Source organism: Pseudomonas sp. GM80, assembly GCF_000282515.1.
Lineage (GTDB): Bacteria > Pseudomonadota > Gammaproteobacteria > Pseudomonadales > Pseudomonadaceae > Aquipseudomonas.
The window spans coordinates 1-14408 of the sequence record NZ_AKJD01000158.1; the positions used below are offsets into that span (position 1 = coordinate 1).

The 14408-nt window shown below is 59.1% G+C and carries 13 protein-coding genes; 7 read left to right on the forward strand and 6 right to left on the reverse strand.

Going from position 1 to position 14408, the window contains the following annotated elements; all coding sequences use genetic code 11:
- Nucleotides 1-184: 184 nt before the first annotated feature.
- From PMI37_RS22310 to PMI37_RS22320, 3 genes are all read left to right on the forward strand, one after another.
- Nucleotides 185-1636: a mannose-1-phosphate guanylyltransferase/mannose-6-phosphate isomerase gene (locus tag PMI37_RS22310; protein ID WP_008085232.1), complete on the forward strand. Its 1452-nt coding sequence runs from the start codon at nucleotides 185-187 to the stop codon at nucleotides 1634-1636.
- A 235-nt stretch (nucleotides 1637-1871) separates the two neighbouring features.
- Nucleotides 1872-2336 carry a hypothetical protein gene (locus tag PMI37_RS22315; protein WP_008085235.1) on the forward strand — a complete coding sequence of 155 codons (465 nt, stop codon included), beginning with the start codon at nucleotides 1872-1874 and terminating at the stop codon, nucleotides 2334-2336.
- Between the two features lie 35 nt (nucleotides 2337-2371).
- Nucleotides 2372-3196, forward strand: a complete 825-nt coding sequence (locus PMI37_RS22320; RefSeq protein ID WP_008085237.1) for an SDR family oxidoreductase — start codon at nucleotides 2372-2374, stop codon at nucleotides 3194-3196.
- Between the two features lie 14 nt (nucleotides 3197-3210).
- Here the strand turns inward: PMI37_RS22320 and PMI37_RS22325 are convergent, their stop codons facing one another.
- On the reverse strand, nucleotides 3211-3615 hold the full coding sequence (locus tag PMI37_RS22325) for a DUF3592 domain-containing protein (RefSeq protein WP_008085239.1): 405 nt from the start codon (nucleotides 3613-3615) through the stop codon (nucleotides 3211-3213).
- Between the two features lie 260 nt (nucleotides 3616-3875).
- Between PMI37_RS22325 and PMI37_RS22330 the strand changes: the two genes are divergently transcribed.
- Nucleotides 3876-4898: a hypothetical protein gene (locus tag PMI37_RS22330; RefSeq protein ID WP_008085241.1), complete on the forward strand. Its 1023-nt coding sequence runs from the start codon at nucleotides 3876-3878 to the stop codon at nucleotides 4896-4898.
- Nucleotides 4899-5047: 149 nt separating this feature from the next.
- On the opposite strand, the gene PMI37_RS22335 is transcribed toward PMI37_RS22330, so the two are convergent.
- Entirely contained in the window at nucleotides 5048-5929 is an 882-nt protein-coding gene (locus PMI37_RS22335) for a LysR family transcriptional regulator (protein WP_008085243.1), read from the reverse strand.
- Nucleotides 5930-6038: 109 nt separating this feature from the next.
- On the opposite strand from PMI37_RS22335, the gene PMI37_RS22340 reads away from it, so the two are divergent.
- From PMI37_RS22340 to PMI37_RS22350, 3 genes are all read left to right on the forward strand, one after another.
- A complete protein-coding gene (locus tag PMI37_RS22340; RefSeq protein ID WP_008085245.1) occupies nucleotides 6039-7409 on the forward strand; it encodes a DHA2 family efflux MFS transporter permease subunit in 1371 nt (456 codons plus the stop codon).
- Nucleotides 7406-7804, forward strand: coding sequence for a DUF4440 domain-containing protein (locus PMI37_RS22345; RefSeq protein WP_008085247.1), 399 nt, complete (start codon nucleotides 7406-7408; stop codon nucleotides 7802-7804). The genes PMI37_RS22340 and PMI37_RS22345 overlap by 4 nt, the downstream gene beginning before the upstream one ends.
- A 171-nt stretch (nucleotides 7805-7975) precedes the next feature.
- Complete coding sequence (locus tag PMI37_RS22350) at nucleotides 7976-9268, forward strand: delta-60 repeat domain-containing protein (RefSeq protein ID WP_008085249.1); 1293 nt, start codon at nucleotides 7976-7978, stop codon at nucleotides 9266-9268.
- A 52-nt stretch (nucleotides 9269-9320) separates the two neighbouring features.
- Here the strand turns inward: PMI37_RS22350 and PMI37_RS22355 are convergent, their stop codons facing one another.
- From PMI37_RS22355 to PMI37_RS22370, 4 genes are all read right to left on the reverse strand, one after another.
- Nucleotides 9321-10181 (reverse strand): efflux RND transporter periplasmic adaptor subunit, encoded by an 861-nt coding sequence (locus PMI37_RS22355; protein WP_008085252.1) that lies wholly within the window; start codon nucleotides 10179-10181, stop codon nucleotides 9321-9323.
- 10 nt (nucleotides 10182-10191) lie between these two features.
- A complete protein-coding gene (locus tag PMI37_RS22360; RefSeq protein WP_008085255.1) occupies nucleotides 10192-10392 on the reverse strand; it encodes a DUF1656 domain-containing protein in 201 nt (66 codons plus the stop codon).
- Nucleotides 10382-12574, reverse strand: coding sequence for an FUSC family protein (locus tag PMI37_RS22365; protein ID WP_008085257.1), 2193 nt, complete (start codon nucleotides 12572-12574; stop codon nucleotides 10382-10384). The genes PMI37_RS22360 and PMI37_RS22365 overlap by 11 nt, the downstream gene beginning before the upstream one ends.
- A 238-nt stretch (nucleotides 12575-12812) precedes the next feature.
- Complete coding sequence (locus tag PMI37_RS22370; RefSeq protein WP_008085259.1) at nucleotides 12813-14312, reverse strand: efflux transporter outer membrane subunit; 1500 nt, start codon at nucleotides 14310-14312, stop codon at nucleotides 12813-12815.
- Between the last annotated feature and the right edge of the window lie 96 nt (nucleotides 14313-14408).

The following is a 14408-nucleotide window of genomic DNA, read 5'->3' on the forward strand; positions in this document are numbered from 1 at the left end:
ATCCCTGTAGGAGCTGTCGAGTGCAACGAGGCTGCGATCTTTTGATTTTTCTCAGGATCAAGATCAACAGATCGCAGCCTTCGGCAGCTCCTACATGTGACCGCCTCTCGGTACGAAACAAAAACAAGAGTGAAACGACACAGCGTTCGTGCCTCTAACCAATCGATTTTATGGAGTAAACAATATGATTCCGGTGATCTTGTCAGGTGGTAGCGGTTCACGTCTTTGGCCGCTTTCGCGTAAGCAGTTCCCTAAGCAATTCCTCGCCCTGACCGGCGAACACACCCTGTTCCAGCAGACCCTCGAGCGCTTGGTGTTCGAAGGCATGGACACCCCGATCGTGGTCTGCAACAAGGATCACCGCTTCATCGTCAACGAGCAGTTGGCCAATCGTAAGCTGGAATGCCAGCGCATCCTGATGGAACCGTTCGGCCGCAACACCGCGCCGGCCGTGGCGCTGACTGCGATGATGCTGGTCAATGAAGGTCGCGACGAACTGATGCTGGTGCTGCCGGCCGACCACGTGCTGGAAGACCAGAAAGCCCTGCAACGCGCCCTCGCCCTGGCCACCGTCGCTGCGGAAAACGGCGAAATGGTGTTGTTCGGCGTGCCGGCGACCAAACCGGAAACCGGTTACGGCTACATCAAGTCCACCGGCGATTCGCTGCTGCCCGAAGGCGTCAGCCGCGTCTCGCACTTCGTCGAGAAACCAGACGTCAAACGCGCCACCGAGTACGTTGCGTCCGGCGGTTATTACTGGAACAGCGGCATGTTCCTGTTCCGCGCCAGCCGCTTCCTCGAAGAACTGAAAAAGCACGACCCGGACATCTACGACACCTGCCTGCTGACCCTTGAGCGCAGCGAGCAGGACAACGACACCGTGACCTTCGACGAAGCCACGTTCGCCTGCTGCCCGGACAACTCCATCGACTACTCCGTCATGGAAAAAACCCAGCGCGCCTGCGTGGTGCCGCTGACCGCTGGCTGGAGCGATGTCGGTTGCTGGTCGTCGCTGTGGGAAGTCAACGAGAAAGACGCCAATGGCAACGTCACCAAAGGCGACGTGGTCATCCAGGACAGCAAGAACTGCATGATCCACGGCAACGGCAAACTGGTGTCGGTGATCGGTCTGGAAAACATTGTCGTGGTCGAAACCAAAGACGCGATGATGATCGCCCACAAAGACAAGGTTCAGGGCGTCAAGCAAATGGTCAACACGCTCAACGAGCAGGGCCGCAGCGAAACCCAGAACCACTGCGAGGTTTATCGTCCGTGGGGTTCGTACGACTCGGTGGACATGGGCGGGCGTTTCCAGGTCAAGCACATCTCGGTAAAACCGGGCGCGTGCCTGTCGCTGCAGATGCACCACCACCGCGCCGAACACTGGATCGTGGTCAGCGGCACCGCTGAAGTGACCTGCGATGAAAACGTGTTCCTGCTCTGCGAAAACCAGTCGACCTACATCCCGATCGCCTCGGTGCACCGCCTGCGCAACCCGGGCAAGATCCCGCTGGAAATCATCGAAGTTCAGTCGGGCTCGTACCTGGGTGAAGACGATATCGAACGCTTCGAAGATATCTACGGCCGCTCCACCCCGATCGAGCGTGGCGTGTCGGTGAAAACCATCGCGCAGTGATCGATCTGCAATAAGAAGCCCCCGTCCAGCCCGCTGCGTCCCCTATCCGCAGTGGGTTGGGCGGGGGCTTTTTTTTTAGAAGCGAAAGATCGCAGCCTGCGGCAGCTCCTACAGGGCAAACGCGTTCCAACTGTAGGAGCTGCCGCAGGCTGCGATCTTTTGACTTTGCCCTTCCCATCGCCAACCTCACCTACGCTTAGGTAGGATGACCCTCTCTCTCCTAGAGGTTGTACACATGTTCATCGGCATTTTGCTGGTCATCACCTGGCTGATCCTGTTGCTGCGCTATCCGGCCAAAGCCTTGCCGGTGTCAGTGGCAGCCGCTATCGGCCTCGGTCTGGTAGCGATGTGGGTGGTGTGGCTGGACAACCGCGAGATCAAGCAACTGGCGCGCCTCGAGTTGCGCATCAGCTACGCGCCGGAGCAATGCCCGGCCGATCGCCCGTTGCAACTGAAGATGAACAACGGCAACAGTGTGCCGCTGACCGAGCTGCGCTGGCGCATTGCAGCCTACGCGCCGGGCGACACGGTCAATCTGGCCGACAACCAATACACCGCGCCACGTTATCGCGGCCCCGGCGAACTGCAGGCCGGCGGCAGCTGGGAAGACTGTTTGCCACTGCCGCCGCTGCGCCCCGGTTATCGTCCGCAAACCCTGGAATTCCGCGCCGAGCGCTTGCAGGGCAGTTTTTCCGACTGATCTCCCTCCCCATAATTTTGCATAAGGAATGCGCCATGCCCGTTGCGTTGATTACCGGTTGTTCCAGCGGCATCGGTCGCGCCCTCGCCGATGCGTTCAAAGCCGCCGGTTTCGAAGTCTGGGCCAGTGCGCGCAAGACCGAGGACGTGGCTGCGCTCAGCGCTGCCGGTTTCACCGCGGTGCAGCTGGACGTCAATGACCAAGCCGCTCTGCAACAGCTCGCCGAGCGAATCAATCAGCAACACGGCGGCCTCGATGTGCTGATCAACAACGCCGGTTATGGAGCCATGGGGCCGTTGCTCGACGGCGGTGTGCCGGCCATGCAGCGGCAGTTCGAAACCAATGTGTTTTCGATTGTCGGCGTGACGCGTGCGCTGTTCCCGGTGCTGCGCCGGGCCAAAGGTCTGGTGGTGAACATCGGCAGTGTCTCGGGCATTCTGGTCACTCCGTTTGCCGGTGCGTATTGCGCCTCGAAAGCGGCGGTGCATGCCTTGAGCGACGCCCTGCGCATGGAGTTGGCACCGTTCGGCGTTCGGCTGATGGAGGTGCAACCGGGTGCCATTCAGTCAAGCTTCGCCAAAAATGCCGGGCACGAAGCTGAACAATTGATCAACGAGCAATCGCCGTGGTTTCCCCTGCGTGAGGGCATCCGCGCACGGGCCAAGGCCTCGCAGGACAATCCGACGCCGGCCAGCGAGTTTGCCGCGGTATTGTTGAAAGCCGTACAGCAAAACCAACTGCCTCGACTGATTCGCATCGGCAACGGCAGCCGGGCGTTGCCGCTGCTCGCGGCGTTGCTGCCCAAGGGGTTGCTGGAGAAGACGCTGATGAAGCGCTTCGGCTTGAATCGTCAGATCTGAGCCTGGGAAAACCCTCAATCCTCCCAAGCGAACTTGATCCCCAAAACACTCAACAGTGCAAAGATGATCAATGACAGAAACAATCCCAGTCCAAAGAACGTACCAGCGATGATTTCGCGGGGGTTGGCAGGGTTATAGAACACACTTACCGTGTCTCCCGCTTTGGCACCGGAGAACTCATCTCTGAATTCATGAATGACCGGTGTGCCGTCCGCCGTGACAAAGGCAACCGTTCGGGTAGTGGTGTAACTATGGCCGCTGCCGACATTCGTCATCCTTGAGCTTGAGGTGCTCAAGACTTGCGCCGGAGCCTTGAGGCCCCTGATTCTCAGATCAAAAAAATCGTAGCCCTGATAAACAGCGCCGACGGTACTGAGCAGCGCCATCAATGCGAAGATAAATCCCGCGATGTACTTCATCCGCTTGCTCCTTGCAGGCTGGAAAGGGCCGGCAATATAACGATCCTGCCCTGTGCCAACAACCCGATCCGCGCCATGACGGTTGTGCAGCCAGGCGCATTCAGTAAAATGCGCGCACTTGAGACCTTCGCGGCGTTTGTGCCCGGCTCATGCAGCATGGAATCGCTGGCGTAACACTGAAGCACGGATTGCTTGACCCTCCTGCCCTCCCTTGCCCGTTCCATGCGACTTTTACTCAATCGCAGATCAGGGAATATCCATTGAAAGTTTTCAACGTGCTGCCACTGGCATTGGTTGCTTTGCTGGCAGGTTGCAGCGCTACGTCCGACCAGTCCTCGCCGAAACAGTCATCGCTCAACGACACGCTGCCCAAGCTGACCTTGCAAAGTGTGCTGCCGGCGCCAACCAGCAATGAACACTGCAATGCACAAATGGACAGCGACATCCTCTTTGGTCTTGGTTTTCAACTGTACGAAGATCAGGAATGGGATTCGGCCAAAAGCTGCCTGGAACTGGCCGCGCCGAAACACCCTCGCGCTTTCTGCTATCTGTCGATCATTGCCGGCCAGGACGAAAGCAAATCCGCGGAGCAACGCAGCACCGACGCCTTCAACTACATGGCCTATTCGGCAACACAGAACGACTGGTGCGCTGAATACGGTCTGTACCAGGTCTACCAATACGGCGGCGATGGCGTGAAGGCGGATCCTGCACTGGCCAGCCGTTGGCTGGAGCGTTCTTCGCTGCACGGCTACCCTGAAGCGCAAAAGGAACTGATCAGCCAGTACGAAGCCCAAGGCAACCTGGCCGCCGCTTATGCCTGGACGAAAATCCTCGCCAAGGCTGATGACACCACCGCGACCGATGCGCTGAAAGCCAAGATGAGCGCTGCGCAAATCGCCGAAGGCGACAAGCTGTTCAACGAGCTAGGCACTCAGGTCACGAGCAAGAAAGCCATGTTTGCCGAAGCCCGTGAAGAAGACGTCGGCCGCTACTCCGCCGAGATCTATAAAGACTACCCGGACACCTTCAAAGGCTTGTCGTCGACTGAGCGTTATGACTACGTGAAACAGTCCATGTACAAAGCCATTGACCTGCCGTTCACCAAAAGCCGTGGCCATGTACTGAGCTACATCGTGGTAAACCGCGCCGCTCAGCTGAAAAAACCGGACGCCAATATCGCCAATGACAAGCGCATCGTCGCCCTCATGGAAGATGACGAGTTATCGGTCAATGAAACCATCGAGCAAGCGCTGGTGGTCGTGAACAAGTACTACAAGTAAAGCGTGCGTGGCCCCACAGGCCATGTGCTGCCTTCGCGGGCAAGCCTTGCTCCTACAGGTTTTGCGTTATTCCCTGATACCTCGAATAACACCGAACCCTGTAGGAGCAAGGCTTGCCCGCGAAGAGGCCAGCCCCTCACCACAAACCTTCACCCCCAGCCCTTCATGAAATCAATGAACGCGCGCACCTTCAGCGGCAAATGCCGTGTGTCCGGATACAACGCATACACCCCTTGCTGAGCAAACCGGTAATCCGCCAACAAGCGCTGCAAGCGTCCGGCGTCCAGATCATCCTGAATCAACCATTGCGGCAAAATCGCCACGCCTTGCCCGGTTAACGCAAACGCCCGCAACGTCGCCGAGTTGTCCGCGACGATGGCCGTGGTGCCCGGTTTTGGCTGGTAAAAATGCTCGGTGCCAAAGGGATCGGCCACGGTCATTTCCGGCACCCGCCCATGGCCCAATGTCGGCATTGATTCCAATACGGCCAGCGTGGCAACCGGTGCAAAACGCTCAACCAGACTCGGCGCGGCCACCGCGAATACCTCGAATGTCGACAACTGCACCGCACGCAAATTGGAGTCGTGCATGCGCCCCAGACGAATCGCCATGTCGAACCGTTCGGAGATCAGATCGGCATGGGTCGAGGACGTCGACAGGTGAATATTCAACTGCGGTTGCTGCTGACGAAACACCTCCAGCGCCGGCACCACCTGGGCCAATGCAAACTCCACCGTGGTGGTGATGCGCAACGTACCCTTGAGCTGTGAATGCTCCGAACGGGCTTCCTCGATCGCCAATCGTGCTTCGTCCAACGTACGCAGACAGCGTCGATAAAAACGCTCGCCGGCGTCGGTCAGCGCCAGTTGCCGGGTATTACGGGTGAGCAAGGTAACGCCCAATTCTTCCTCCAGCCGCTTGAGGTTGAAGCTCACCACCGCCCGCGTCTGGCCCAAAGTGTCGGCGGCAGCGGTCAACGAACCGGCCTCAACCACCGCTTTGAATGTGTCGAAACGGTCGAGACTGACCATGTTCACCGCACTCCTTGTCAAAATAATTTTGACAAACTAGCAGGCAAACCAGCGTTTTCCTATGGCCTGAAGCGCCCTACCCTGCACGCCTCATCACAGGGAAGCTGCCATGGCTTATCGCTCAAAAGTCGCGCTGGTGTATTTGTTGGGGTTCGCCCTCGACTTGCTGAACATGTTTGTCGCCAGCATTGCCTACCCCGACATCGCCCAACAACTGCACGCCTCGGTGACCGAACTGGCGTGGATCACCAACGCCTACATGCTGGGCCTGACGCTGATCATTCCCCTGAGCGTGTGGCTGGCGGCGCGGGTTGGTGAACGACGGCTGATTCTTGCCTCGCTGCTATTGTTCGCGATTGGCTCGGCACTGGTGGCGCAGGCGGGATCGATTGAAAGTTTGATTGGCTGGCGTCTGCTGCAAGGGCTCGGTGGCGGGCTGTTGCTGCCAGTGGGTCAAGCGCTGGCCTATCGAGAGTTTCCGCCGACGCAGCGCGCGCATTTCACCGGTGTGGTGTTGCTGGTGGCGCTGATGGTGCCTGCATTATCGCCAGCGGCGGGTGGATTGATCGTCCAGGCGTTGTCGTGGCGGTGGATTTTCTACCTGAATTTACCGGTGACGCTGCTCGCGTTTGGCCTGGGTCTGTTCTGGCTGAAAGCCGATCAGCCTTCGAGTGAACGCCCGACGCTGGATGCGCGCGGCTTGCTATTGGCGGCGACTGCGCTGAGTTTGTTGTTGATCGCCGTCAGCATGCTGAGCGAAACAGACACCCGCATCCTCGGTCTTTTCGTCCTCGTGCTCAGCGTCCTGACCCTGTGCATTTATCTGCGTGACGGCTGGCGTAAACCCAACGCCATTCTCGATCTGCAACTGATCAAGAATCCGTCTTTGCGCCTGGCGATGCTGATCTACCTGTGCGTGCCCGGTGTCTTCACCGGCACCCACATGATCGCCGTGTTGTACCTGCACATCCTTGGCTTAGGCGCAGCGCAAATCGGGGCGTTGATGCTGCCATGGGCAGTGGGTTCGGGCGTGGCGATCATGCTCGGCAAACGCGTCTTCAACCGCCTCGGCCCCAAACCGTTGCTGAGCGCCGGCATGCTTTTGCAATGCCTCGGTATCGTCTTGCTGATGCGCATCGAACAACCCGCCAGCACGCCGCTGATCATCGCCTACGCCCTGATGGGCCTGGGCGGCAGCTTGTGCAGCGTCACTGCGCAGACCCTCGCGTTTGTCGGTATCACGCCAGAAAAAATGGGCCACTCCAGTGCGCTGTGGAATATCAATCGTCAGCTTGGTTTTTGCCTCGGCGCGGCGTTGCTCAGCTCCTTGTTGGGGGCTTTGGGTGGTGAGGGTTTTCGCTACTGCTTCCTCGCTGCCGCGCTGCTCACGTTGCTGCCGATGGTCAGCGTGCTGCGCTTCGACTCAACCACCGTGCTCGCCCTGCTGGCGCCTAATCCCCTGAAGGAAAAATCCATATGACCGACTACAGCGAATACTTTGAAGAAGTGATTCAGGCACATGAGGCCATCGAACGATGGTTTGCCGTGGAGGGAGACGACGCTGAACTGGAGCGACTGCTAGCGCGGTTTTCGCCTGAGTTCTCCATGATTTCGCCGCTGGGCCGGATGCTGAATTTCGAGGCCTTGAGCGCGTTGTTTCGGATGGCTGGAGGAAAGAAACCCGGGTTCAGGATTGAGCTCAGTGAACTGCGCGCGATTGCGCTGCACGAACGCGGGGCGACGGTGAGTTACCGAGAGCAGCAAACCGATGCAAGCGGGTCGTATACAGATCGGCGCTCGACGGTGGTTTTTGAAAAACACCCATCCGGGCGAGTGATCTGGCGACACTTGCAGGAGACGCTCTGCCAGGGCTGAAGCCGTCGGTCGCTACCTGTTACTTCTGACAGTAGACGTATCGAAAACATCAGCCGTAGTCTTTCAGAACAAGCACCCACAGTTTCCTGCGCAGTATCGAATGAATGGTGTCGTGAATGCCTTGTACCCCACGTTCAAAACACCACATCAATCGACAACGGCGGACAACTGATGACGCTTTCACATCCCAAGGCGAACCGGTCACCCGGCACGCCAGATCCAGCATTCGGCGACGAAGACAGCATTGCCTACCTGAGTAAATTACTGGATGACGATCCAGCATTCCAAGTGCTAGCCCTGTTCATGGGACTCAGTAGTGATCTACAAGGCAAGACGATCTTCAGTGCCTACGTGCATCACGAAGAACAGTACAAATATGTCATTGGACGCACCGACAGCGACGGCACTCTCGATCGGACGTTCGCCAACAATGGCATTTTATTGGGAAGCTTCAATTCCGGGGCGGCGTGTTCCGGCGGCAAGTTGGTGGTGCAGCAAAGCGAACCTGGACTTATCTACATGCAGGGCTGGACGGAAGGCCCTTCAGGTTGGGCTGATCTGGCGATTACGTGCGTCGATAAGCACGGTCAACCCAACCCCTCCTTTGGCAACAACGGCAGCGTTGTCATCGCAACGCCCGTGTACGAGGAACTGCTGACAAACTCCTGTACCTTGCAGATTCAGCCAGATGGCAAGCTGTTGGTCACCGCCAACTACTTACTGCGCCACAATGAGTTGCAGCTGACAACGGGCGTGGTTTTTCGTCTTCTATCAAATGGAGAACCTGACACGGGGTTCAATGGCAATGGTCGCTGGGAACTGAAAATACCTGATCCCCATGCCGCGACGGCCATCAATGGCTGCCTTTCTCAGGGTGGCAATGTGGTCATTGCAGGCCATGTCCGAACCCAGCCTGCGCACAACGTCGCGACGCTGGTACGGCTAAAGCACAACGGTGAGGTTGACAGGGATTTTGCCGATTCCTCAGGTTTTCACTTCGTGGATCTGCCCGATCATGGCTCACTGTTCAATACCGTAATCGAAAGAGCCGACCATAGCTTGATCGCTGCGGGCGAAGCCTTTACCCGAGGTGCTCCTCACCAGTTGGGCCTGCTGGTTGCGCTGACGCCCAATGGCAGCCCCCATCTCATGTTCAACCAGGGCAAACCGCTGCTGACCCAGTTCGATGCCGAGCGTGAAAATCATTGGAGCTGTGCACTGGTACAACCCGATAACAAAATTGTGGTTGCTGCTGCTTTTTGGTGGCCATTGCTTGCCCGCTTCAATGTGGACGGGAGCCTGGACACCACCTTCAACAGCACCGGCTACACCCCTGCGGACTTCACAATAAAAAGCGCGCCGGTTCAACTGGTCTCCCGTCAGGACGGGCGAATCATTGTCAGCGCCAACATCACCGGGGTTAATCCTGAGGGCATCGGCGTCATGAAATGTTTCCTCAGCTGAACCCGTCGCACCGTTGCCCCCCCGCCTATTAAAGGTGGGGGAACTCAGAGGATTACTCCACTCCCTGACTTACCACCACCGTACACGTGATCCCCGCCGCCAAGAGCACGCCCTCCGGCACTTCATCAATATGAATCCGCACTGGCACGCGCTGGGCCAGGCGTACCCAGTTGAACGTCGGGTTCACATCGGCGATCAACTCACGGCTTTCCGGGTTGTCGCGGTCGTAGATGCCGCGTGAAATACTTTCCACGTGGCCCTTGAGTACTTCGCCGCTCATCAACTGCATATCGGCCTTGTCGCCGACTTTCACGTGGGGCAGTTTGGTCTCTTCGAAGAAGCCGTAAACCCAGAACGAGTTCATGTCGACCACGGCCATTTTCGCTTCGCCGATGCGCGCGTAGTCACCGCGATGCACGTTGAGGTTGGTCACGTAACCGTCGACCGCCGCGCGCACTTCGGTGCGTTTGAGGTTGAGTTCGGCAGCTTCCAGTTGCGCCTGCGCGTGTTGGTAATCGGCGAGTGCAGCGTCAGCGATGTTGCTGGCGTCGTCGCGGTTTTCCTTGGAGATCACCAGGTTGTCGAGGTCGGCGCGGCGGTGGGCGTTGACCTTGCGCATCTCCCAGGTCGACTTGCGCGAAGCGACCAGCGATTGTGCTTGTTTGACCGCGATGCGGTAATGCTCGGGGTCGATCTGCATGAGCAAATCGCCCTTCTTCACCAGTTGGTTGTCACGCACCGGCACGTCGATCACTTCGCCGGTGACGTCGGCGGCGACGTTGATGATGTCGGCACGCACGCGGCCGTCGCGGGTCCACGGCGTGTTCATGTAGTGCTCCCACAACGTGCGGCCGATCCACAGCGCCAGGGCCAGCACCAGCAGGGTCGCGAGCAGGCTGAAAAACTTTTTCATCGGGACGTTCTCAACGGTAGACAGTCAGCGCCATGGCGCCGAACAGACAGGTAAACAGACTCAGACGCAGCAGCGCCGGGTGCCAGAAAAAACGGTACAAATCGAAGCCGGACAAGAACCGGTCCACCGCCCAGGCCAATGTCGCAGCGATGAAAAACATCAGGGTCATGGTCGGCATGTACACGCCGTGGAAAGCGATTTCACGAGGCATGGGCAAGTCCTTCGGGCTTGGCGACGGCGTAGGCAGCGAGCGGTGATTGCGGGTCGAGCAAGGAGGTGCGGATGAAGTGCAGATAGCTCTTCACCCGGCGCAATGCGGAGGTGTCGAAATGCGGGGCGAACGGCTCATCGGTCGCCGCGACTCGACTGATGGCGTGATCGACAGCGACCAGTGCGCGTTCAAGATTACTGGTGTTCGGTTGCAGAAACAGTCGCACCAACGCGCGGCCCATCACGCGGATTGACTGCCGCCACGGCTGCGATTCGGCATAGGCCGGGTGCACCGGCAGGATCGCCTGTTCCTTGCGTAACTCGATGATCGCGTGGCCGACTTCGAGCACCACAAACATCCAGCGCAGCAGATTCTTTTGCACCTTCGGCTCACCAGCGGCGAGACCGTAGGCCTGATGCAGCAAATCGCGGGTGCGGCTTTCGAAGCTCGACGCCAAGCCTTTGAGTTTGCCGCTGATTGCGTAAACCACTTGGCCGCGCAGATCCTGCTCCAGACGTTTCCACAGCCAGCGACTGTTCGGCGGCAGAATAATCGCCCCCGCAGCGGCACAGACCAGCATGCCCATGACCATGGCGATGTAGTCGTTGATGAAGGTATACGGGTTGTAAATGGTCAGGTTGTCCGGCACCGAACCAGTACTGAAGAAGATCAGCAGACCGAGGCCGACACCGGCGTATTGCGGCCGCGATGTGAGAAACGAACCGAGCACGATCACCGGCGCGAGCATCACGCACAGCAATGGAAAACCGTCGATCCACGGGAAGATGAAAAACATCTCGACGAAGCCGATCAGGGCACCGAGGAAGGTGCCGCAGGCCATCTGGAACGCCATGCGTTTCGGGTTAGGTGTGGCAGCTGAAAGGCCCACGGTGGCGGCGGCGATCAGGGTCATCGTCGCGCCGCTTGGCCACGCGGTGGCGACCCAGTAGCTGCCGAGCACCACCAGAATGAACGAGGCGCGAATGCCCGAAGCCGCTGCCGCCCACCAGTTGGTTTGCGGGGTGAACGGCTCGTCCCAGCGCTCGCGTTCGTGGCGGTGATCGGCCAAGGAAGCGTGGGTCTGTGCATAACTGTGCAGGTCGTCGACGAAGCGATAAAGCAGCTCGTACGCGGTGTGGAAATCCAGTTGTTCGGCTTCGCTCGGATCTGTGTCCTGAAAGACCCCGCGCAGGGTTCGCACACGTGTCGGCAAACCTTCTTTGTAGGTTGCCAGCGCCGTTGCCAAACGAGCGGCATCGGGGCTGGTCAGGGCGCGGCCGCTGAAGCCGTCGAGCACTTCGGCGAGATCCTGCAGGCCGGGTCTGATCGCCGCGACCACGTGTTCTTCGCCGTTGACGCGCAGGCGTTCGAGCAATTGATGGAGGGCGTTGAAGCGTGTGGTAATGCCCATGAATTCGCTGTTCAAACGGCTCAGGCGACCGTTGCGCCGACGCATGTGCGGGTCTTCGAAAACCGTCACGCTGCGCAAGCCTTCAAGGCCCACGGCTTCGGCGATAAAGCGCACGTTGCTCGCCTCGAAAGACTCGGCTTTGCTGCGTCCGCGCAGGCCATCGGTGACAAACAATGCGAACACGCCGAAGCGCTGATACAAGGCGTTGCGCATGGCGGCGCTGGCGGTTTGCGGGAGGATCGCGGCGCTGATCACGGTCGCGCAAAGGATGCCCAGCGAGATCTCCAGCACTCGCCATACGGCGGCCATAAACGCGCCGTCCGGGTGGGCCAGCGCGGGCAAACCGACCATCGCGGCGGTGTAACCGGCAAGGACAAAACCGTAGGCGCGGAAGTTGCGGCAACGCGCGGCGCCGGCCGAACAGATGCCGACCCAGATTGCCAATGAGCCGAGAAACAATTCAGTGTTTTGCGCGAACAAGGCGATCAGCGTGACCATCATCGCGGACCCGGCCAATGTGCCGAGGAAGCGATAGAAACTCTTGGCAAACACCTGACCGCTCTGCGGCTGCATGACGATGAACACGGTGATCATTGCGGTGCGCGGTTGCGGCAGTTCCAGGCGCATCGCCAGCCACAGCGTCAGGAATGCGGCGAGCAACACCTTGAAGATGTAGACCCAGGTCACGCCATCGCTGCGCGCCCAGTCGAAAAATCCACGGCGCCATTCCAGGGAGTAGAGCCAGCGCAGCGGTGCGGGCAAGGGAGTCATTAAATCCTGCTCAATGTTCGAGAACTGAAGAGTTTGCTACGGCGTACACAGCCCCTGTGGCGAGGGGATTTATCCCCGTTGGGCTGCGAAGCGGCCGCAAAACCTGTGACCCGATTCCCACAGTCACACCGCGTGCACTGGCTTTGCGACGGCTGCGCCGCCGAACGGGGATAAATCCCCTCGCCACAGGGTTTGGGGTCAACTCCAAAGGAGTAAATTTCCAGCAGAGATTTCGGGTTCACCGCAGCAGTGCCGGGGTTTTCGGGGCCTGAGTTTTCTCGGCCGTCGGTACGTCGTTGCCGGCACCAAGGCCCCCGCCCAACGCAGTCACCAGTTCGGCATGCGCACTGAGGCGCGCCGCCTGCACCTGCTGCTGCACTTGCTGCTGCTTGAACAGCAACGTCTGCGCATTGAGCACGTTGAGGTAATCGGTAAGCCCACGCTGATAAGCAATCATCGCGATGTCGTAAGTCTTCTGCGCCGTGGCCACCGACTCGGCGGCAAAGCCTTGCTGCTTGTCCATCGATTCGCGGCGGATCAACTGGTCCGAAATGTTCTTCAGCGCATTCACCAGCGTCTGGTTGTAATGCGCCACGGCGATGTCGTAACCGGCGGAGGCTTCACCGAGTTCGGCACGCAAACGCCCACCGTCAAAGATCGGCAGCGAGATCGCCGGGCCGACGTTGTAGTTGAGTTTCTTGCCGGTCAAAAACTCCAGCGCGCCACCGCCGGTGGCCATGTAACCGAGGCTGCCGACCAGATCGACATTGGGATAAAACCCTGCATGCGCCACATCGATTCCACGCGCCTGCGCCGCGACTTGCCAGCGACTGGCGACTACATCCGGCCGCTGACCGAGCAATTCGGCGGGCAATGCTGACGGCAATTTCAACTCAGCGCCAAGGGACAAAGTCGGGCGCTGCAACTGCGCGCCCTCCCCCGGCCCTTTACCCGCCAACGCTGCGAGTTGATTGCGACTGAGGGCGATCTCTTCATCCAGTGCATCAATTTGCCGATGGGTTTCCGGCAACGGCGTTTCGGCCTGACTGACTTCGAAATGCGTGCCGATCCCGCCGTTCAAACGCTTCTGCGCCAGATCGAGAATCTGCTGTTGCTGCTTGAGCGTCGCATCAACAATGTCGCGCTGGGCGTAATGCAGCGACAGTTCGATGTAGGCGCGGACGATGTTGTTCTGCAATTCCAGCTGCGCCAGTCGCGCTTCGGCCGCGCTCATGTGCGCCAGATCCACCGCGCGCTCGCTGCTGTTGCTTTCGCGGCCCCAGAGGTCGAGGGCGTAGCTGAAACCCAGCGCGGCGTTGTTATCCCAGGTCGTGGTGTTGGCCAGATCGCCGGGGCCGTAGAACTGATCGGTCGGCCAGTTGTGGCGTTTGAGCGTCGACTCGCCATTGATCTGCAACGACTCGGCCGCTTCGGCGACACCGGCCATGGCTTTCGCCTGGCGCACTCGCGCAGCGGCCATGGCCATGCTCGGGCTGCCTTGCACGGCGAGGTCGATCCAGCGATTGAGTTGCGGGTCGCCGTAGGCTTGCCACCATTGCGCGGTGGGCCAGTTGGCGTCACGGGCAGCGTGGGCGATGGCGTCGTCGGTGGCCAGTGAATTGGCCTCCAACGCCTTGCCCTGCGGGGCAATTCCGTCAGTTGAGATGCAGCCGCTGAGACCCAGGGTAAAAGCCAGAACACTGAGCGGCAAAAGCGCTCTGTTGATGCGACGCGGCACAGCTGCAAATTCCTGAGAAGAGGGGACATGTAGGAGCTGCCGAAGGCTGCGATCTTTTGATCTTGATTCCCTTAAAACAAAATCAAAAGATCGCAG